This window comes from Achromobacter sp. NCFB-sbj8-Ac1-l, assembly GCF_052695805.1.
In genome coordinates this window covers 3,606,752-3,626,576 of the sequence record NZ_CP199812.1, presented here as the reverse complement: position 1 = coordinate 3,626,576, position 19,825 = coordinate 3,606,752, and the positions used below count along the sequence as shown (strand labels likewise).

Genomic DNA, 19,825 nt, shown 5'->3' with positions numbered 1-19,825 from the left:
GTTTTTGCCCGTGATGGATACGACCGCGACCGCCGGCCTGTTCAATTCCGACGCCCGCCTCTACCGCCTGCAAGGCGAGGGTGCGCTGGCGTCGCTGCACGTCGAAGGCTGGACCGGCCGCGAGGCGCTGTCGGGCGTGGCGCAACTGCGCATCGTGGCGCTGTCCGACGATGCCGGCCTGTCGTTGCAAGACATGATCTCGCGGCCCGTCACGCTCTGGACGACGCGCGCCGACGGCAGCCGCAGCGGCCGCAGCGGCGTGGTGCGCGAAGCGGAATTGCTGGCCGGTGATGCAGGGCTTGCGCGCTACCGGCTGACGGTGGCTCCGTGGCTGTGGCTGGCCACGCAGCGGCGCGCCAGCCGCCTGTTTGAAAACAAGCCGGTGCTGGACATCGTGCGCCACGTGCTCGATACCTACGAAGGCTACGTCTACCGCATCGCGGCCGACGTCGACAGCGCGCTGGCCGACCTGGCCCCGCGCCCCTACACCACGCAGTACCGCGAAACCGACTACGCCTTCATCAGCCGCCTGTTGGCCGAGGCCGGCCTGGGCTGGACCGTGCTGGAAGATGCCGAGGTGCCGGCGCGCCACGTGGTGCAGATTTTTGCCGACAGCCGTGCCCTGGCCGAAGACGCGGAGTCGTCCAGCGGCGGCGTGCGGTTCCAGCGCGCCAGCGCCACCGAATCGCGCGACACCGTGCAGGCCCTGGTGCGCCAGCGCCGCCGCACGCCCGACAGCATCACGGTGCTGGGCTGGCACGACAGCGGCAAGCGCGCCGTGGCCGCGCAGGCGCGGGTCCACGCGGCCAACGGGCAGGACGATGCAGCGGGGCTGGATTGGTACGACATTGCCGGCCACGGCGGTTTTGCCAACGAGGCCCAGGCCCGCCGCCAGGCGGAACTGGCGCGCGAGGCCGTGCGCGCCCGCGCCGAGACCTTCGCCGGGCGCGGCGTGGTGCGCACGTTCCGCTCGGGCACGCGCTTCACATTGCAGGACATGTCCTCGCTGGGCCCGACGGGCGAGGCCGGGTTCGAGCCGGTCTTCGCGCTGGACTGGATCGAGCACGTGGGCATCAACAATCTGCCGCCAGAGACGCGCGCGTCGCTGACGCAGCGCCTGGGCGGGCTGGATGCGTACCTGACGCTGGATGGCGAGGCGATTGCCGCGCCGGATGAAGCGGCAAGAGAGCAATCGCTTGCCGAGGACTCGATCTCCCCCGACCCCGCCGTCCTGGCCAAGGCCCGCGAGGTCGGCTACGCCAACCGCTTCCAAGCCGTGCGCTGCGACCGCCCCTGGCGCCCAGCCTTGCCGGAATCCCGCGGCGCCCGCCTGGGCGGCGCGCCCTCGGTCCACGGTGTGCACACCGCCGTGGTCACCGACGCCGAAGGCGGCACGCAACCCAGGCAAAGCGACGAGATCCTGCGCAACAAGCGCGGCGACGTGCGCATCAGATTCCATTGGCAGGCGGGCAGCCAGGACGGCGAGGCCAGCAGCCGCTGGGTACGCGTGGCGCAGCGCCAGTCCGGCGCCGGCATGGGCATCAGCTTCGTGCCGCGCATCGGGCAAGAGGTGCTGGTGCGCTTCCTGGACGACGACATCGACCAGCCCATCGTGGTGGGCGCGCTGTACAACGGCCGCGGCGAAGGCGGCACGCCCGCCACGCCGGGCGGGCGCGCCGGCAGCGCGGCCGATACGCAGGTCTACGCCGCCGCGCGCGACAACGCGCCCAGCGCCCAGGCCAACCTGGCCGCGGGCAACGCGCCGGCTTGGCACGGTGCGGCCGCAGGCGAAGACAACCACCGCAACGCGGCCGCGCTGACCGGCTTCAAGAGCAAGGAATTCGGCGGCGCGGGCTACAACCAGATCGTGTTCGACGACACCGACGGCCAGCTGCGCATGCAGGTCAAGAGCAGCCAGGAGGCCTCGGAACTGAACCTGGGCCATCTCATCCATCAGGCCGGCAACTACCGCGGCGGCCTGCGCGGCGTGGGCGCCGAACTGCGCACCGACGCCTACGGCGCCGTGCGCGGCGGCGCGGGCGTGCTGCTGTCGACCTACAGCGCCACCGGCGGCAACGCCAGCGCCGTGGGCGATGCGGCAGGCGTGCAGGCGCTGGCCAGCCAGACCGAGCAGATGGCGCGGTCGCTGGACAGCGTGGTCGGCGCCCACCAGGGCCTGCGGCTGGCCCCGGCGCTGGGCACCAAGGGCCCGCAGGCCAGCGTGCTCGATGGCGACAAGGCGCCGCTGGCGGCCATGCACCGCACCGTCTCGGGCACGGTCGCGGGCGACAGCCTGGATGGCGCCCGCGGCGATGCGTCGGCCAAGCACACGCAGGCGGCGCCAGGCAAAGTGCCGCACCCCACCGATCCCGTCGTGCTGATGGCTGCGCGCGCCGGGCTGGCGCAGGTCGCGGCCAAGCACCTGCAAGTGACGGCCGGCGAGGCCGTGCACTGGTCGGCCGGCAAGGACCAGAACCTGGCGGTGATGGGCGCGCTGCGGCTGCACACCGGCCAGGGCCTGGGTATCGTCGCCGGCCTGCAGCAGGGCGGGGCGGACTCGGGGCTGGACCTGATCTCGGCCAAGGGCAACGTCGACGTGCAGGCGCAGCACGACATTTTGCGGGTGCAGGCGCAGCAGGACATCACCATCGGCAGCGCACAGACCGCGGTGGAATACGCCGCGCCCAAGCGCATCCGCATTGCGACGGCGGCCGGCGCCAGCATCGTGCTCGAAGGCGGCAACATCACCGTCACCGCGCCGGGGCGCATCGACGTCAAGACCGGCAACAAGCAGTTTGCAGGACCGGACCGGCTGCCTTATGCCTTTCCGCAGTTCACCGTGTGCAAGCAATGCGTGCTGGACGCGCACGATGGCGTGCAGTCCATCACCGACAAGGCATGACCCGCATGATCGATTGGGAAACCCGGCTGAACGACACCCTGGCCGCTGCCGCCGAACTGGCTGCCGCCACTGGCGCCACGTTGAACACCTACCTGCTGGTGGATTTTCGCGGCCGCCCCGAACTGGCCGAGCCTGTGCGCGCCAGCGCCGATCTCAGCCATGGGTCGGTCTGGGTCGGCACGGACCTGGCCATCTACCAGGACATCGCGCCGCTGCTGATCGAGGTCGACGACCTGACCCGTTTCGAGCTCTGGCGCGGCCAGGACGAGCCGCGCGCCTCGCAGGTGCTGCGCCTGCTCAACCGATTGCATCAGACGGAAGGCGGCGAATACGCGCTGACGCACATCGTGTCGCCCTTGCCGCTGGCCGAGCTGATGGCGCATTACGCCTATTACACCGACTACGGCCTGCCGGACGGGCGCGAGTATTACCTGCATTTCTACGACGGCCGCATCCTGGACCGCGTGTTCCAGGTCTGGACGGACGTGGAGCGAGAGCGCTTCCTGGCGCCCGTGAACCTGCTGCGCTACGCCCGCCGCGACGGCTCGGTGGCGCAATGGACCGGCCTGGGCGATCAACTGGAAACCGGGCTGGACGCGCCCAGGCAGCAGCCTTTGTCGCTGGCGCAGCACCAGGCGCTGCTGGACCTGGACTACCCGGACAAGCTGGCGGTGCAGATCCGCCGCATCTACCTGGGCGTGCTGGGCAGCGACTTGCGGCAAGACGAGCTGTACACGCGGGTGCTGGCGCAAATGCAACGCGCCCGCGCCTATGGCATCCAGACCGAACGCGACATGCTGGACTACGTGGCGTGGGGCATCACCATTTCCCCGCGCTTTGATGAACACGAGGCGATTGCGCCGGCCTTGCAGGCCTTCAAGGCACGCGGTGAAGGGCTGTCGCAGGCGCTGGCGCATGTGCCGGACACAGTGTGGGATGGGTTGCTGCGGGCCGAGCAGGAACAGGAAGAAGGGAGTGCGGTATGAAGCGGAAGGGATGTGCGGTGGACGGAGCGTCTGATGCGTAAGGGCCTGATTGTCTTGTTCATGTGGTTGGGGCTGCTGGCGGGATGCAATGGCGAGCCAAGCTATCAAGGGCTGTCCTTCGTGACCTACAACTACACGCCCTGGGATCTGGATCGGGTGGAAGTGACCGATGCAGAAGGCCGTTCGGCTGTCACCGGGTCGATTGGCGCGGGGGGCGGTGAAGGGTCGGCGACGTGCTGCTACAGCCTGAAAGGCACGGACTTCAAGGTCCTGTGGCGCGGTGCGGACGGAGAAAAAGCCAAACAGCACATGTTCGACGGCAAGCTCGACGAGGTCATCTTCAACAAAGAGACCCCCGTGCATTTTCCTGCAACGCAGGTGCCGTCGGGGGATGGGCCGCTCTACCTGGAACTGCACATCTATCCGGACGAACACATGGAACTGGCGCTGAGCCGCAGGCTGCTTGGCCAGGTGCGCATTCCTATCGTCGAGGCCACGCGCTGGCTGTATGCGCAGCACCGCGACGCGTTGGGCGATTTCGGCAGCAGCGCCGAGGTCAGGCGCGTGGTGGCCAAGGTGGCCAAGCGGGCGTGGGTGAAGTATCGGATCGAGAACCTCGAGGACATGAAGCAGTACATGTTCCTGTATTTCACGGCGGCGTCGAATTTCGATGCCGACCCGGACATTGCCGCGATCCTGGCCGCGCCAGGCCGCAAGCCCGGTGACTTCGCGCAAGCGGTCCAAGGCCTGTCGAAGGAAAAGATCGCGCATCTGAAAGCCACGGGCACCGTGCCGGGAGACAAGAATGGCTAATCCGTTGCCGCCGGTGGACCGTACCCCGGCCTCGGTGCTCAAGAAAATGGCGGACAGCGAGGCCGCCTATCCGAAGCAGGACTGCAACGAATGCGGCGCAGTCATCCGGATCGGCTTCTTCTTCGACGGCTTCGGACGCAGCCGCGACGTGGACAGCAAGCATCCCACCTTCTATTCCAACGTCAGCCGCCTCTGGGAAGCCCATTACGCCCAAGACGACGAGGATCGGCCCGTCAATCAGTATTGGTTCCGCTTCTACTATTCGGGCCTGGGCACCGAGTTGAACGAGGATGCCAAGAACGACGATCTCATCTACGCGGCGACGGCGGCCGGCAAGAAAATCCTCGGCGAAGCCGCCAAGAACGCCAAGAACGCCGCCAAGAACATCACGCGGGTCGACGAGATTCCCGAGCAGGACGTCCTGAAGCGCCTGCGCAGCGCGACGCAGAAGATGATCAAGGAAGGCTCGTACCAGCCGATGGTCAAGGCCTACAAAGACGTGGTGAAAGACGTCAAGACCTTGCCCGACAAAGTCGTGCGCATCTGGAACGCCTGGGATCCCGAGCGGCTGGTGAATCGCGCCAAAGGGACGATTCGCGGCTTCTGGTCGGGCTTCAAGAAGAATCCCCTGAAGGTCGCCTGGACCGCCGGCAAAGAAGTCGTGAAGTCCACGGTCATGGAAGGGGTGCCGATCATTCGTGACAACGAAACCGTCGCCTACCTGATGGGCACGGGTGTCGACGTACGCGTGGACGCGGCTTTACGGCAGTTCAAGGCCGCGCACGAAGCCGTCAGCGCCGAGATGAACAACGTCCGGCGGATCGAGATTTCCGTCTTCGGCGGCGATCGTGGCGGCGTCATGGCTCGCCAGTTCATCAATGACGTGGTCAAGAAATACCGGCGCCGTCACGACAAGGACCTGGTGTTTCCCGGAGAAAAGGGCGCCCGCGATGCCGAGATCCGCATCCGCTTCGTCGGGCTGCTGGATTCCGTGTCGTCGATCATGGACGAGAGCACCTTCCTGGGTTTCCTGCCTTTCACGGACCTGCTCAAGCAGACCCACAAGGACCGCACGCTGACCATCCCCGGCGCCGTGGAAAAATGCGTCCATTTCGCCGCCGCACATGAACTGCGCGCCAATCAGCGGCTGGACAGCCTGGAAAAGACCCGTGGCGAGCAATACCTGTATCCGGGCTCCAGCGGAGACGTCACCGGTGTCAGCCCCGAGGGCTCGCTGGGCGCACGAGGCGAACTGTCGCGTGTGTCGTTGCGAGATATGCTGAATCAGGCCCTGTGCAATGGCGCGGGTTTCTACAGCATGGAGCAACTGTTCGACAAAAGACCGCTGACCTACGCCAAATTCACCATGGCGACGCCGATCAAGGATGGCGGCCAGAGCTATCCCATTACCGACCTGGTCGACGCCTACCGCGGCGTCGTCAAGTACGAGCCCGGCATCGATTTCATGCCGCACATGGAAGTCTTCCTGCGCTGGCTGGCCGTTCGCTACCAGGATCCGGTCTTCAAGAGCGACCTGGCCGACCCCGCTGAAAAGTGGATCAAGGACCGTGATTTCTTCACCCCCGAACAGGAATACAACGAAGAGTTCCGGCGCGTGTCGGCCTTGCCCGCGGACCAGCGCAACAAGCCCGAAAACACGGCGCGCCTGAAAGAGCTGGAAGCGCTGAAGAACGAACGCTGGGACCGCGCAGTCGCCAGCCGCGGTGAATTGCCGCCCAAGCGATTCAAACCCTTGTGGCAAAGGCTGGAAGAGGAATACCGGGCGCTTGAAGAGGCCGAGCGCAATGACGCGCAAGCCGAGCGGCGCAAGGAAGATCTGCGCCGCAACAACCCGGAGCTGGTGCGCAAGATCGAGCAGGTGAACCAGATGCCGCGCGACATGCAGAAGATGCGCAACGACATCATCGTGCGCAATGGCGGCACGTTGACCGAGGCCGACCAGCCCAAGGACCCGCTTGCCGACATGAAGGCCAAGCGCGCCACCCAGCAACGCCTGCTGAATGTCTGGCGGGAAGCCAGCGCGGGCACCAATCCGCTGCCCCCGAAGGTCATGGCCTTGTTCGATTTCCTGGTGCACGATGCCATGCTGAGCAGCTGGCCGGATCACCTGCTGGCCAGCACGTCGCTGTACTTCCGGGTGCGCGACAAGGACATCTTCGGCAAGACGGACTTCAAGGCCGAAGAGGCCAAGCTGAAAACCGACACCGAATCGGCCGCGCGGGTGGACCAGATGCAGGCCCGGATGCAGGCCAACATGAAGGGCATGACGCCGGCACGGCCGTAGGCGGTTCGCCTATCGGGTCGAAGGCGCTTTGGACGCCGCCTGGACTTCGATCGTCACCGTGTTGGACCGCACCCCGTTCGATTCGATATAGACCTCGTAGGTCGCCGGCGTCGTCGGCAGCTTGGCCTGCGCGGCCAGGTCGGTGCTGAACTGCGTGCCCACGCTGATGCCCGGGCTGATCGGAATGCCCTTGGGCGGGCGCGAGCCCGGAATGGTGTCGACCTCGACGCCGGGGGGCGGCGCGGGGCGCTTGTACTCGTAGGCGATGCCTTCGTACACCGCCTGGGTCTGCGTATCGACGGCCACAAAGCGCGGCAGCTTCTGGTTCTGCGACACCGGAATGATGCCGTGGGCGCAGACGGGGATCACCAGCGCGCCGGAGGCCTGAGGCCGCACGCGGGCGGGGGCGGCGATGTTCAGCTGATCGTCGCTGCCGCGGTTGGGCGGAATGCAGGCATGGTCGCGCACGGTGCCGATGGGGGCGGTGGCGAAGGCGGGCGGGTCGGTCCAGTCGGTGTTCATGGATGCGGTCGAGGTAGCGGATGAGGAAGAGGGCGGGCCGCCCACGGTGCGCGCCGCCGCGGGGGCGGCGGCCGCCAGGGTGGCCGCCAACAGCAGGGCCAGGGCCGGCGCCAGGCGGCGCGCGGGCTTAGAACGAGGGCCAGCCATGGGACATGTCCACCTTGCGCACGGCCTTGGCGCAGTTGACGCAGTAGCGGATGCTCAGGCAGTCGCCGCCGAACATCACGCACGAGCCGGTATAGGCCGGAGTGGCCTGGCTGGCCGGCAAACCGAAATGGCAGTGGTTGCCGAACTGCGAATAGAAGTAGGGGCCTTTGTCCAGTTTCGAGGCGTCCATGTCGGCCTCGTCGGGATGGGCCTGCACCCATTCCGGACCGCTGGGCACCATGCCGATCAGGTGGCCGATTTCATGCACCAGCGTCTGCTGCTGGTAGTCCATGGTGACCGGCTCCCAGGGCGACATCGCCGCCACGCACAGCAGGTTGCTGTTGTAGAAGGCCACGCCGGCCGCCGCGCTTTCCATCAGCCGCACGCGCAGGATGATCTTGCCGTTGGTCGGCATCGGCAGCAGGCCGGCCATGCGGATATTGACGGCGCTGCATTCCTTTGGCGCCGCGGCGTCGTAGGGCACCGGCGTCAGGCGGTCACGCGGAATCGGGATCTGCCTGACGCCGGCCGCGGGGTCGGTGTATTCGAACAGGGCCTCCACCAGCCAGTCCGTGTTCGGCTCGATGTGATGCCACAGGAAGCTGACATTGCCATCGGCGCTGACGAACTCGACCAGCTTGTCGCCGGCGCTCGGGCCGGCCACGGCCTGGATGTAGATGGGCTGCACCGGCAGCATGGACGCCAGCCGGTCCACGTGGCAGACGACGATGGTGTAGGGCTCGTGCGACGGGCCCTGCGAGCGCGGATAGATCGCGCGCGCCAGCTGGCGCAGGCGTGCATCGCCGCCATCGGTGAAGACATCGGAATTGGCGTCGCCGCGCCCGCTGACGGGCGGCAGTTGCACCACGTCCACGCCGTGGCGCGCATATTCGGTAGCGGTGGGCTGGAAACCGTGCGGACGGGCCAGCGTTTCCGGGCCGGGCAGCATGAGCTCCTGGATGTACAGGCGCCGCGCCGTCTCGACCAATTCCGTCGAGATGATCTGGTTCTTGTCGTTGACGACTTCGAACAGATAGGTATTCAGACCGGCGGCGGGCAAGGTGATGTCGTCGACGACCTTGGTGCCATCGGGGTCGGTGACGTAGCTGTACGACCGCTGGGTGGGCTCGCGGTACAGCGGCTGGCGGCTCAGTTCCCGCGCGGAATACACGGCGTTGCCGGGGCGCGGGCTGACCTTGACGGTAAAGCGGTGCTGCCCGGCCTTGTCGAAGCGCACGCGGATCTTGGGCTTGTTGGTCTGGCGGTCCAGGCTGTTGAGCGCCTGGCCGTCGTTCCAGCGTTCGGCCGGCTCGGTCAGGTTGACGTACTGCAGCTTGGCGCCGCTGCGGGCCTGGTAGGGCGATGGCGTGGACGCGGGGGCGGGTGAGCCTTCCGCATTCTGGCCGGCGTCCTGGCCGACGGGCCGGGCCGCGCCGCCGGGCAGCGTGATGCCGGCCGCTTCCATGACGCGCCTGGCCAGCCCGGGGTACGGCGAATTGGCCACCGCCGGGATGTTCATGATCGTCTCGGCCACCTTGGGCAGCGTCACGCTGGAAATGCTGGGCGACTGCAGGATGGCGCCCACCACCGAAGGCACCGCCGAGTCGGTCAGGCCGGGCGTGCTGAGGATGGCGCCGGCCACCGCGGGCAGGTTGCCCTGGTTGACGTCGGGCATGGACAGCAGCGAGTTCACCGCCGATCCCAGCGCGGCGCCGCGGTCGCCCATGGCACCCATCGCCTGGGTCATCACGGGGCCGATGGCCGAGCCCACGCCGCCGCTACCCGAGGCCGTCAGGGTCGACGCCGCCGACAGGGCCGAGGCAGCCGACGCGTTGCCCATGGCGCCGGCAGCCTGCGCGGCCATGCCGGTGGCGGAAGACGCCATGCCGGCGGTCTGCGCTGCCAGTCCGGAGGAGGCTGCGGTGGAGGTGCCCACGCCGCCCGCCGCGCCACCCGATGCTGTACCGGCCGCGCCGCCCGATGTGCCGCCCGACAGCAAGCCCGAGGCCTTGGCGCTGATGTCGGCCGCCTGCGAGGCCATCTGCGTGGCTTGCGTGGCCGCGCCGGCCGCATTGGCGACGCCGGCCGGCATCGCGCTGGCCAGGGCCCCCGTGGCGCCCTGCGTCAGGCTGGCCGCGCCGCTACCCATCAGGGATTGCGCCGCGTTGCCGGCCATCGATTGTGCGCCGCCCATCAGCGACGGCGTGGCGCCGCCCATCAGCGAGGGCGTGGACCCCATGGCCGATTGCGCCAGGCCGCCGACCTTGGCCGCGGCGCCCGATGCCAGGCTGGTGCCGGCCTCGGTCACCGACCCCATGGCCTTGCTGGCCATGGCGCCCAGGTCCTGCACCGGCTTGAGTGCGGCGTTGGCCAGCGACTTGGCCTTGTCCATCATGGTTGACGCGGTATCGCTGGCGGCCGACAGGCCGCTGGACAGGCTGGCGGCGCCGCCGGCCAGGGCCGAGCCGATGCCGCCCAGCGAAGACGCGCTGCCGCTGGCGGCTGCGGCGTCGGACGCGCCTGCCGCATTCAGGGCCTGCCCGGCCCCGGTGGCCACCGCCTTCATGGCCGCGGGCCGGTGCACCAGTTCGGCCGTCACCAGCATCGGATCGCCGACCTGGCTGGACGGCAGCGCGGGCAGGGCCGCCGCGTCGCTGGCGGGTCCGATCAGGTTGTGCGAGGCACCCTTGACGGAAAACATGCCCGGGCCCTTGAAGAGGATGTCGCCGCCTTCCATGACGATGCTGCCGCCGGCCGCCTGCAAGGTGATGCGGGTGTTGGCCAGGATCTCGATGCTGTCGGTGGTGGACGTGATCGTGATGTCCTGGCCCGCCAGCATCTCCAGCATGTCGGTGTGCGCGTGGATCGACACCGGCGCGTTGGCGGCGATGGCGCGCAGGCCGCCGTCCTGCACGAACAGGCTGGTCGAGCGGCCCGACGCGCTGGCGAAGGTCTGGCGCGCCGCGACGTGGCCGTCGGCCTGGGTCGTGGCGTGCAGGTTTTCGCTGGCGTGCAGGATGGCGCTGGCCGGCGTGGACAGGTTCAGCGAGTTCGGTGCGTCGATCAGCATGCGCGCGCCGTCGATGCGTTCGACGGGGTCGGTGCCGCTGCGCTCGTTGGCGCTGGCCTTCACCGCCTGCTGGCCGCCGACGCTGCCGGCATACCGGCCGTCGGCCTTGGGGTCCACCGCCTGGATCAGCGGATTGAATTGTTCGTTGGCCGCCAGCGGCCGCGCCTGGCTCTGGGTGGCCAGGTTGTCGATGCGCTGGGCGGCATGCTGCGCGCCACGCAGCAGCAGCAATGCCTCTTGCGTATCGGCCTGCGTCGAGCGCGCGCTTTCGCGGGCGTTGGCCGACAGCAGCATGCCCTGGCCCGAGCGCACCACGGTCCAGGCGTCGGACCGCAATTCAAAGCCCGTGCCGCGCCATGGGCCGCGCGACGCGTCGTCGGCGCCTTGCTGCACCAGGTAGCCCAGGCCCAATTGCGACGCGGCGATGGAACTGGACAGCCGCGTGCGGACCTGGCCGGCGGTGTCATCGAACAGCCACTGGCTGTAGCCGCTGCCATCCAGGCCCTGGCTGTGCCAGCCGCTGAGCGTGCCCGGATGGTTGGCATCGGCATCCACGCCCGCCGTCCACGGGGGCAGGTCGGCATCGTTGTACAGCTGCGCCACGATCACTGGCTGGTCGATGTCGCCGTCCAGGAATTCCACCACCACTTCGGTGCCCTGGCGCGGCAGATGGTGCGCGCCCCAGTTGGGGCCGGCCTGTGCGCCGGTCACGCGCAGCCAGGTGCCGGACCGGTCATCGCCCGGCGCATTGCCGGCGTCGTCGCCATGGCTGCGATGGCGCAGGCCGCCGGCCAACGGGCGTTCGCCGCGCTGCCACGGAAACTGCACTTTCACGCGCAGGTCGCGGCCGGTGGTGACGGCGGCGTCTTCCGCCGTCACGACGACGGCGGTGGCGCCTTCGGGTGCGGTAGGCTTGGCGCGCCAGGCGGGCAGCAGCGGGGCGGAGGCCGGCTGGGCGCTAAAGGTATTGCGGTACGCGCCGCGCTCAAGATCCGCCGCGCCCAGCACCTGGGCGGCCTGGCTGCCCAGGTTGTTGGCGGCCTCGTGTTCGACGTGCAGCAGCGTGTAGCGGTTGCCGCCCAGCTCGTCCCCGGCGCTGCCGGCGCCCTGGGCGTAGCGGTCGTGCTGCGTCAGCGCGAAGGTGTGGCCCGGCATCATCTGGCGCGCCGTGCCGCCGCCGTCAAAGCGCAACATGCGGGCTTCATGCGCCTGCAGGCTGCGGGCGGCCTGCTGTTCGGCCGAGTCGTCGCCCGTGTGGCGGCCATGGCCGTCGTAGTCGTAGTCTTCCAGCGCGGGCAGCGGGCCGGCATCCACGTCAGAGGCCGCGTGGGCGCCATGGGCCAGCAGCGTGCGGTCGTTCCAGGCCAGGCGCGTCACCGCATTGGGGCGCACCTGGCGCGCGGCGCCGAAGCGCGTGACGCTGTCTTCGGATTCGGTCGCGTCGCTGCGATGAAAGCGCAGGGTCGCCGCGGGGTTCTCGGGGCGCGCGGCGCGGGTGTCGAACACCACCAGCCGGTGCTGTGCGCCGCCGCCGGCCTGCTGCTCGCCCTGCTCGTGGTCGAAGCGAAAGCTCAGGCCGGCCTCGGCCATCAGCCGCAGCACGAAGTCCAGGTCGGTCTCGCGGTACTGCGTGCGCACGGGGCGCGGCGCGGACGGCTCGGTGATCTCGAAGGCGAACGAGGCCAGCGGGTAGTCGGCAAACACCTCGGTCAGGATGTCGGTGACCGACTTGTCCTGGAACACGAAGCTGTCGCGCCGCAGCCGCAGCGTGGCCAGCCAGGGCGCGGCGTGCAGGCGGTAGCGCGCCAGGCCGCCGTCGGCGCCCAGCGCGTCCACGCCTTCCACCACCGCGTGCCAGCGGCGCCAGCCGCCGTCGGCCAGCAACAGGCTGACGCTGATTTCCTTGCCCAACAGGGGTTCCACGTCCAGTTCGGCGGACGAGGCCAGGCAATCGAGGGTCAGCGCGAACAGTTCCGAGACGCCTTCGCGCAGGTGCAGGCGTTCGACGGTGAGCGCGTCGCCGAGCGGCGTCTGCGCCTGCAGCAGGCGCGCGTTCTGGGACAGGGCGGCGACGCCCAGGCTGCTGTAGCCCGAAGGCGTGGAAGAACGGTCGGTCATGGCGTGTGGCGGAACGTGAACCTTCAGGGCAGCGAGATGGTCAGGTGCGCGGCGCGCGGCCCCAGCTTGACGATGTCGTGGTACGGGGCCATGGCGGTCTGCATGTCGCCGTTCAGGAAGTGGCCCATGCCCAGGAAGGCCAACAGGCCCAGCAGGGCGAACAGGGCGCCGATGCTCCAGAGCGGCACGTCGCGCTTGAGCGTATGGGCGATCTTGTCCGGCAGCGGCCAGTGCGGCGCAAAGCCGGCCCGCTTGCCGCGCAGCAGCGCGATCTCGTCGCCCAGGCGCGCGGTCAGGTAGCCGAGCTTTTCCTGGCCTTCGATCATGTACTTGCCCTGAAAGCCCAGCAGCAGGCACATGTAGAACACTTCCAGCGATTGCAGGCGCGGCGCGCCCTGGGCGCGCAGGTCTTCCAGGCGCGAAAAGAAGTTCTCGCCGGCCAGTTGCTCGCCGAACAGGGTCAGTTGCAGCGGTTGCAGCATCCAGGCGTCGCGGATGGAAAAGCCGGAATTGAGCACGGTTTCGTCCACCGCCGCGCAGAACGCGTACTTGGTGGCGTAGACGTCTTCGGCGGGGATATCCAGCTTCTTGGCGCTGCGTTCGAAGTCCGCCAGGAATTGCTGCACTCGCGCCGAGAACGACGCGGCGCTGGCGGGTTCCTGCCCGCTCTTGAGCAGGAACAGCATCAGGAAGCCGTCGTACAGCAGGTCCAGCAGCGATTTGGCGGGGCGCGCGCCGTAGAAATCGGCGGCGCGGGGAGGGAGCGTGGCTCCGGGCATCAACGAGGGCGCGTCGGCAGTCATGGCGGGCTCTTTCGGTTGGCGTCGGGTTGGCGTCGGGGGGGGCGTCGGTCAGCGGGTGACGGCGATCAGGTCCAGTTTCAGTTCGGGGATGCCGGACGGGGCGTAGATGGCAATGCTGCGGGCCTGCAGCATGCGGTCGTAGAGCGAGCCGCGCGTCTGCAACGTGAAATAGCAGGCGCCCGGCTTGACCGGCACGGCCGGCGGCACTTGCGGCGTGTAGGCCAGTTGCACGCCCGGCATGGCCGACAGCACCAGCTTTTCGACGTCGTCGGGGGCGCCGACCTTGAAGCGCAGCGGCACGGTTTCGGCCAGTTCGCTGGCGGGCGTGGCGGCCGACACCGACAGGTACAGCGCGGTGGTCTCGTCCAGCTTGTCGGAATCGAGCCGGCCCACGTGGAACGACGGCCGCACTTCGTCCAGCACGATCGAGAAGTAGCGGGTCGAGATGACGGTGTCCAGCAGGTCGCGCAGGATGGCATCCAGCTGCGCGAAGGCCGCGCCCGGCTGGTCGTGGCGATACGCGGGCAGGTCGGCCAGCGTGTGCACCTTGGAAAACGTCATCAGCGCGCCGGCCAGGCGCAGCATTTCCTGGAACAGGCGTTCGGGGTGCAACTGCGGGTTGTGGAACAGGTGCGACAGCGCCGAATAGGCTTCGTTGGCGGTGTGCAGCAGCCAGAACGAGGCCACGTCGCCGGAGCGGAATTCGATGATGTTCTTGCTGGGTTCGCGGTGAAAGCCGTACAGCGCGTTGACCTTGGCCTGCAGGGCATCGAGCAGGCGCCGCAGTTGTTCGAACAGCGCGCCGCAGGCCTGCACCGTCAGGCTGGGGGCGATGAAGCTGGTGTCCAGTTCGTAGCCCGCGCTGGCGTTGCGGCGCACGCGTGCCACGGGGATGGTCAAGAGCGCGTCGCGCGGCTCGTGTTCGGACAGCAGCCGCACATTCTTGCGCAGGAACGCCAGTTCGGCGGTGCTGGCGTTGGTGTAGAGGTCGGGGGCGGGGCTGTCGTGGTGCGCGTAGCGGGCATCAAAGCCCTGGGCCTGCTGCGCATCGCGGTAGTTGCCGCCGATGTCCTTCATGGGATGCAGCGCCAGGTAGAACACCGCTTCGCTGGCGCCATCCAGGCCGTCCAGCGCCACGGCGGGCGGCAGGTCGTCGTTGTGGGGCGCGTTGTAGATTTCACCGTCGGGAAAGATGGCCGACAGCTCGGTGGCGCGCAGCATGCCGTTGGCCAGCGCCGCGGCATCGAAGCGCACCGTGCGCAGCCCCCATGAATACGGGTGCAGGGCCCGGCTCATTTCGGCCAGGCGGGCCTCATGGTAGGCGTCCTGGCGCTGAAAATGCTGGGGCCGCAGGAACAGGCCTTCGCCCCACAATACTTTTGCTGAATAACTCACGTTGGCTGGCTCTTGTCTATGTTCTATATACAGAGGGCGTCTGGATACGACGTGGGTTGCGGCCGGAGTCAGTCAGGGCAGCGCACCGATCCGAGTCTTGAGGGATCGAAAGGCGCCATGCCCGGTGGCTGCACGATCTTGCCTGTGGCCACCGTCAGGGCGCACGCATGCGCGCCCAGGACAATGCCGCTGTCCGCGGCCGCTTTCACTTCAAATACGTATTTCCAGCGCTGTGGCGCTGGTGCGTAAAACAAGGCGGCGACGGCGATATAGCTGGCACCCTTGGGCACTTTTTCGACGTTTTCGAAGCGCTGGCCGGGCGTCAAGGTAATCTCGCGCGACGCGATGAGACTGTCACCCAACGCCGCCTTTTCCTGCTCAGTATCAACCAATTGCGTGAGCGGTGCGCGCTGAAATGCCTCGGCATTCTTCAAATAGTATGCTTTCGTAACGACAGCCGTAGGTTGACCGCTGCTCGCATTCAAATTTTCTCCGGCGTGTATCGCCAATTTCACATCGGTAGGCGCGTTCGGGTCCTTTTTCAGGCCTGCCGCATCCAGGGCCGTGCCGGTTATTCCGGCGACCGCGCCAAGCGCCGAAACCGCTGCGCAACCAGTAATGACGGGGATTGCCGCGATGGCGATCGTGGCCGCCAAGCATCGCGATAAATTGAGATGTTTTGACATGGCTCTTTATACCGGAACATGAAGACAAACTACAGATGACGGCACGTTGAGCCACATTTCGTGCCAAGTTACATGACGTAATCCCCTGTAGTGGTGTACTAACAAAAAGTTGTTGAAATACGCGGCCCTTGGTTACATCAGACACGTGCCCAAAAAATGCAACTTTCCCGGTTTTTCCTCATTGGCGGTATGGCGGCATTGATGGCGGGTTGTGCGGCTACCAACAAGCCCCAGACGGACGCCGAATATAAGCAGTCGATTACCCAGGCCACGGAAGCGCTTGCCTCGAAAGGCAGCGACCAGGCGGTGGCCCAATTCCAGGAAATCGCGCAGCGCAATCCGTCGCGCGGCGAGCCCTGGTCGTACATCGCCAAGATCCGCTTTGATGAACAGAAATACGGGGAAGCCATCGTCGCCGCCGACGAGGCCTTGAACCGGGATTCGGAAGATTTCACCGCCAAGACGGTGCGCGCCGTCGGCGGCCTGCGCGTGGCCATGCAATCGCTGGCCGACCTGCGCGCCGATGCGCTCCTGGCCGGCAACGCCCGCACCGACGCGGTGGCCCTGGCCGCCGCCATGCGCGAAACGCTGGGGCAGGACGTTTTGTTCCCCGAAGGCCGCAAGCCGCCGCGCACGGGCACGCGTCCGCCGCCCAAGCGCACGGATGCCGCGCCCACGCCCGCCACCCCTGCCAATGGCACCCCCACCACCCAGGCGGGTCAGTCCGTGATGCCGACGCAACCGGCCGGAGCGAGCCGGCCCGCCGCGCCATCCGGGGGGCAACCCGCAGCCCAACCTGCCGGCCCGTCCGCCGCCCCGGCCCAACCCGCCGGCGGCCGCGCACCCGACCCGTTCGGCAATCTTCTCAAACCCTGATCGGCCCGCCGGCCCCGGCAGGCCGGGTCCGCTTGCCTTCGTCACTTCGCATCCCGCTTGGAGCCCCCATGGCTAAGAAAGAAAGCGTTCAGAAAAGACTCCAGAAAGTACGCCCGCCGCGCGTCCAACTGACCTATGACGTCGAGAAGGGCGACGCGATCGAGCAGAAGGAACTGCCCTTCGTCGTGGGCGTGGTGGGCGACTTCAGCGCGCAGTCGGAAGCCGAACTGCCGCGCCTGAAGGACCGCAAGTTCGTCAACATCGACGTCGACAATTTCGATGACGTGATGCGCGGCCTGGAACCGCGCGCCGCCTACCGCGTGAAGAACCGGCTGACCGACGAGGGCGGCACCTTCGGCGTGGACCTGAAGTTCCGCTCGGTCGAGGATTTCCGCCCCGAAGCCGTGGTGCAGCAGATCGAGCCCCTGAAGGAGCTGCTGGACATCCGCACCAAGCTGGCCGACCTGCGCAACAAGCTGGCCGGCAACGACAAGCTGGAAGACCTGCTGGGCGAAGTGCTCAGCAGCACGGAAAAACTGCAGCAACTGACCAGCGAAGCCGGCAAGGACGGCAAGGGAGGCAGCAATGAGTAATTCCGCCGCCGCGCACAGCGCGTCCGCCCCGGCCGCGGCCGACTCGGGCCTGCTCGACCAGATCGTCGAGCAGAGCCGGGTGGCCAAGTCCACCGCCGAACACGACCGCGCCAAGGACCTGATCGGCGAACTGGCCCGCGAAGTCATGAAGGGCACCGTGGTGGTGTCCGACAACCTGTCCGCCATGCTCGATGCGCGCGTCGCCGAACTGGACCGCCTGATCTCGGCCCAGTTGAGCGAAGTGATGCACGGCGCCGAATTCCAGAAGCTCGAAAGCACCTGGCGCGGCCTGCATTACCTGTGCCAGGAAAGCAACACCGGGCCCATGCTCAAGATCAAGGTGCTCAACGTCACCAAGCGCGACCTGGTGCGCGACTTCCAGACCGCCATCGACTTCGACCAGAGCCTGATGTTCAAGAAGGTCTACGAAGAAGAATTCGGCACCTTCGGCGGTTCGCCTTTTGGCGCGCTGCTGGGCAACTTCGAGATCACCCGCCAGCCCGAGGACATGTACTTCATCGAGCAGATGTCGCACGTGGCCGCGGCCTCGCATGCGCCGTTCATCGCCTCGGCCTCGCCCGAACTGCTGGGCCTGGACTCGTTTGCCGACCTGGGCCGCCCGCGCGACCTGGCCAAGGTGTTCGACACGGTGGAATACACCAAGTGGCGCAGCTTCCGTGATTCGGAAGACTCGCGCTATGTCGGCCTGACCATGCCGCGCTTTCTGGGCCGCCTGCCGTACGACCCGAAAGAGGGCACCTCGGTCGAAGGCTTCAACTTCGTCGAAGACGTGGACGGCACCGACCATTCCAAGTACCTGTGGTGCAACGCCGCCTGGGCCTTCGGTGCGCGCCTGACCGCGGCATTTGCCGACTTCGGCTGGTGCGCGGCGATCCGCGGCGTGGAAGGCGGCGGCCTGGTCGAGAACCTGCCGACCCACACCTTCAAGACGGACGACGGCGAGATCGCGCTGAAGTGCCCGACCGAAATCGCCATCACCGACCGGCGCGAAAAGGAATTGAGCGACCTGGGCCTGATCCCGCTGGTGCACTGCAAGAATTCCGACTACGCCGCATTCTTCGGCGCGCAGTCGGTGCAGAAGGCCAAGAAATACAACACCGACAGCGCCAACGCCAATGCGGTGCTGTCGGCCCAGTTGCAATACATCTTCTCCGTGTCGCGGGTGGCCCATTACCTGAAGGCCATGATGCGGGACAAGATCGGCAGTTTTGCGTCCGCGCAATCGGTCGAGAGCTTCCTGAATCGCTGGGTCTCGCAGTACGTGCTGCTGGACGACAACGCGAGCCAGGAGCAGAAAGCGCAGTTCCCCTTGCGGGAAGCCTCGGTGCAAGTGGCCGAAGTGCCGGGCCGTCCTGGCGTGTTCCGGGCCGTAGCGTTCTTGCGGCCTCATTTCCAACTCGACGAACTGTCGATTTCCCTGCGCCTGGTGGCGGAATTGCCCGCCCAGGCCCAGAAATCCTGATGCTCGTCTGCTACGCGGTTTTTAACTGGAGAGAACTTTAATGAAGGACATCTACGTCAAATTCGGCAATCCTGCGCTCAAGGGCGAGTCCCAGGACAAGGACCACCCGGACTGGATCGAAGTCGGTTCCTGGCGCCACGAGATCATCCAGCCGCGCTCGGCCACGGCCTCGACCTCGGGCGGCCATACCGCCGAGCGCACCGAGCACGGCGAAATGGTCTTCACCAAAGACCTGGACGTGGTCAGCCCGCTGCTGTATCAGCACGCCTCGGGCGGCACCACCTTTGACGAAGTGACCATCGATTTCCTGCGTGCCGACGGCGAGGGCAACCGCGTCAAGTACCTGGAAATCAAGCTCAAGTACGTGATCATCTCGCGCGTCGCGCCGGAAGTGGTCAGCGAAGGCCTGCCGCACGAGTCGTTCTCGCTGAAGTACGCCGCCGTGCAGTGGAAGTACACGCAGCAGAAGGTCGGCGGCAACCAGGGCGGCAACGCCCAGGGCGCCTGGAGCCTGACCAAGAACGACAAGACCTACTCGGTCTGAACCCGATCGCGCGGCAAGGCGAAGGCCGCGGCTCGTCTCCGGGCCGCGGTTTTCCGTAAAAGAGGTCCGTGATGAAGGGATTCGAACCCAGTCTGTTCGACAAGTTGTTCGACGGGGACGGCCCGGCGCCGCACGCGCTGCGGCGCCTGTCCGTCGAGGAAATCAAGGAAACCGTCGCGCGCGACATCGAGGCCTTGCTCAATACCCGCATGGTCTTTACCGAGGCGTCGCTCAAGCGCTATCCGAATTGCCAGCGGTCCATCCTGACCTACGGGCTGTCGGATTTTTCGGGGCTGAGCCTGGCCAGCCACTACGACCGGGAATTCATCTGCCGGTCGCTGGAACAGGCCATCGCCCGGCATGAGCCCCGGTTGACGCACGTGCGGGTGGTGCTGCAGGTCGACAGCCGCGCGACATCGGTGCTGTATTTCGCGATTACCGCGATGCTGGACGTGGGCCCGGCCCACGAGCCGGTGACGTTCGACGCGACCTTGCAGCCGTCGACGCTGCAGTATTCGGTCAGCAAGGGCTGGGCCAAGGCCGCGGCGGCCGCCTGACAACATAAACGCACGCGGGCGTCGG

14 protein-coding genes are annotated in these 19,825 nt (G+C 67.3%); 9 read left to right on the top strand and 5 right to left on the bottom strand.

Annotated features, from left to right (window positions below; genetic code table 11):
* The first annotated feature begins 13 nt into the window (after positions 1-13).
* Genes ACUDP5_RS16560 through ACUDP5_RS16545 form a run of 4 tightly spaced genes read left to right on the top strand, consistent with a single transcriptional unit; the run spans position 14 to position 7,006 of the window.
* Positions 14-2,902, top strand: coding sequence for a type VI secretion system Vgr family protein (locus ACUDP5_RS16560; RefSeq protein ID WP_445659177.1), 2,889 nt, complete (start codon positions 14-16; stop codon positions 2,900-2,902).
* Positions 2,899-3,888: a DUF4123 domain-containing protein gene (locus tag ACUDP5_RS16555; RefSeq protein WP_445656620.1), complete on the top strand. Its 990-nt coding sequence runs from the start codon at positions 2,899-2,901 to the stop codon at positions 3,886-3,888. Before ACUDP5_RS16560 ends, ACUDP5_RS16555 begins: the two co-directional genes overlap by 4 nt.
* Positions 3,889-3,921: 33 nt before the next feature.
* Positions 3,922-4,701, top strand: a complete 780-nt coding sequence (locus ACUDP5_RS16550; protein WP_445656619.1) for a hypothetical protein — start codon at positions 3,922-3,924, stop codon at positions 4,699-4,701.
* Complete coding sequence (locus ACUDP5_RS16545; protein WP_263915628.1) at positions 4,694-7,006, top strand: DUF2235 domain-containing protein; 2,313 nt, start codon at positions 4,694-4,696, stop codon at positions 7,004-7,006. The genes ACUDP5_RS16550 and ACUDP5_RS16545 overlap by 8 nt, the downstream gene beginning before the upstream one ends.
* Positions 7,007-7,015: 9 nt before the next feature.
* Here the strand turns inward: ACUDP5_RS16545 and ACUDP5_RS16540 are convergent, their stop codons facing one another.
* The 5 genes from ACUDP5_RS16540 to tssJ form a co-directional block, all read right to left on the bottom strand.
* Positions 7,016-7,675, bottom strand: coding sequence for a hypothetical protein (locus tag ACUDP5_RS16540; RefSeq protein ID WP_445656618.1), 660 nt, complete (start codon positions 7,673-7,675; stop codon positions 7,016-7,018).
* Positions 7,656-12,863 carry a type VI secretion system Vgr family protein gene (locus ACUDP5_RS16535; RefSeq protein WP_445656617.1) on the bottom strand — a complete coding sequence of 1,736 codons (5,208 nt, stop codon included), beginning with the start codon at positions 12,861-12,863 and terminating at the stop codon, positions 7,656-7,658. Before ACUDP5_RS16535 ends, ACUDP5_RS16540 begins: the two co-directional genes overlap by 20 nt.
* A gap of 23 nt (positions 12,864-12,886) precedes the next feature.
* Entirely contained in the window at positions 12,887-13,666 is a 780-nt protein-coding gene (locus tag ACUDP5_RS16530) for a DotU family type IV/VI secretion system protein (protein ID WP_445656616.1), read from the bottom strand.
* A gap of 48 nt (positions 13,667-13,714) precedes the next feature.
* Entirely contained in the window at positions 13,715-15,061 is a 1,347-nt protein-coding gene (gene tssK / locus ACUDP5_RS16525) for a type VI secretion system baseplate subunit TssK (RefSeq protein ID WP_263915625.1), read from the bottom strand.
* A gap of 68 nt (positions 15,062-15,129) precedes the next feature.
* Positions 15,130-15,747, bottom strand: a complete 618-nt coding sequence (tssJ, locus tag ACUDP5_RS16520) for a type VI secretion system lipoprotein TssJ (protein ID WP_263915624.1) — start codon at positions 15,745-15,747, stop codon at positions 15,130-15,132.
* A 156-nt stretch (positions 15,748-15,903) separates the two neighbouring features.
* Here tssJ and ACUDP5_RS16515 point away from each other — a divergent pair, with 156 nt between their 5' ends.
* The 5 genes from ACUDP5_RS16515 to tssE all read left to right on the top strand — a co-directional run bounded on the left by ACUDP5_RS16515 (position 15,904) and on the right by tssE (position 19,800).
* Positions 15,904-16,623: a hypothetical protein gene (locus ACUDP5_RS16515; RefSeq protein WP_445656615.1), complete on the top strand. Its 720-nt coding sequence runs from the start codon at positions 15,904-15,906 to the stop codon at positions 16,621-16,623.
* 68 nt (positions 16,624-16,691) lie between these two features.
* A complete protein-coding gene (gene tssB, locus ACUDP5_RS16510; RefSeq protein ID WP_263915622.1) occupies positions 16,692-17,216 on the top strand; it encodes a type VI secretion system contractile sheath small subunit in 525 nt (174 codons plus the stop codon).
* Positions 17,209-18,699, top strand: a complete 1,491-nt coding sequence (gene tssC, locus ACUDP5_RS16505; protein WP_263915621.1) for a type VI secretion system contractile sheath large subunit — start codon at positions 17,209-17,211, stop codon at positions 18,697-18,699. The genes tssB and tssC overlap by 8 nt, the downstream gene beginning before the upstream one ends.
* Positions 18,700-18,739: 40 nt before the next feature.
* Positions 18,740-19,243 (top strand): Hcp family type VI secretion system effector, encoded by a 504-nt coding sequence (locus ACUDP5_RS16500; RefSeq protein ID WP_006395404.1) that lies wholly within the window; start codon positions 18,740-18,742, stop codon positions 19,241-19,243.
* A gap of 71 nt (positions 19,244-19,314) precedes the next feature.
* Entirely contained in the window at positions 19,315-19,800 is a 486-nt protein-coding gene (gene tssE / locus ACUDP5_RS16495) for a type VI secretion system baseplate subunit TssE (RefSeq protein ID WP_006395403.1), read from the top strand.
* Positions 19,801-19,825 lie beyond the last annotated feature (25 nt).

Coding starts and splice junctions, on each gene's coding strand:
- ACUDP5_RS16500 (WP_006395404.1), top strand. CDS start 18,740: ATGAAGGACATCTACGTCAAATTCGGCAATCCTGCGCTCAAGGGCGAG.
- ACUDP5_RS16530 (WP_445656616.1), bottom strand. CDS start 13,666: ATGACTGCCGACGCGCCCTCGTTGATGCCCGGAGCCACGCTCCCTCCC.
- ACUDP5_RS16555 (WP_445656620.1), top strand. CDS start 2,899: ATGACCCGCATGATCGATTGGGAAACCCGGCTGAACGACACCCTGGCC.
- ACUDP5_RS16535 (WP_445656617.1), bottom strand. CDS start 12,863: ATGACCGACCGTTCTTCCACGCCTTCGGGCTACAGCAGCCTGGGCGTC.
- tssJ (WP_263915624.1), bottom strand. CDS start 15,747: ATGTCAAAACATCTCAATTTATCGCGATGCTTGGCGGCCACGATCGCC.
- ACUDP5_RS16560 (WP_445659177.1), top strand. CDS start 14: ATGGATACGACCGCGACCGCCGGCCTGTTCAATTCCGACGCCCGCCTC.
- ACUDP5_RS16515 (WP_445656615.1), top strand. CDS start 15,904: ATGCAACTTTCCCGGTTTTTCCTCATTGGCGGTATGGCGGCATTGATG.
- ACUDP5_RS16540 (WP_445656618.1), bottom strand. CDS start 7,675: ATGGCTGGCCCTCGTTCTAAGCCCGCGCGCCGCCTGGCGCCGGCCCTG.
- ACUDP5_RS16550 (WP_445656619.1), top strand. CDS start 3,922: ATGCGTAAGGGCCTGATTGTCTTGTTCATGTGGTTGGGGCTGCTGGCG.
- tssB (WP_263915622.1), top strand. CDS start 16,692: ATGGCTAAGAAAGAAAGCGTTCAGAAAAGACTCCAGAAAGTACGCCCG.
- tssC (WP_263915621.1), top strand. CDS start 17,209: ATGAGTAATTCCGCCGCCGCGCACAGCGCGTCCGCCCCGGCCGCGGCC.
- tssE (WP_006395403.1), top strand. CDS start 19,315: ATGAAGGGATTCGAACCCAGTCTGTTCGACAAGTTGTTCGACGGGGAC.
- ACUDP5_RS16545 (WP_263915628.1), top strand. CDS start 4,694: ATGGCTAATCCGTTGCCGCCGGTGGACCGTACCCCGGCCTCGGTGCTC.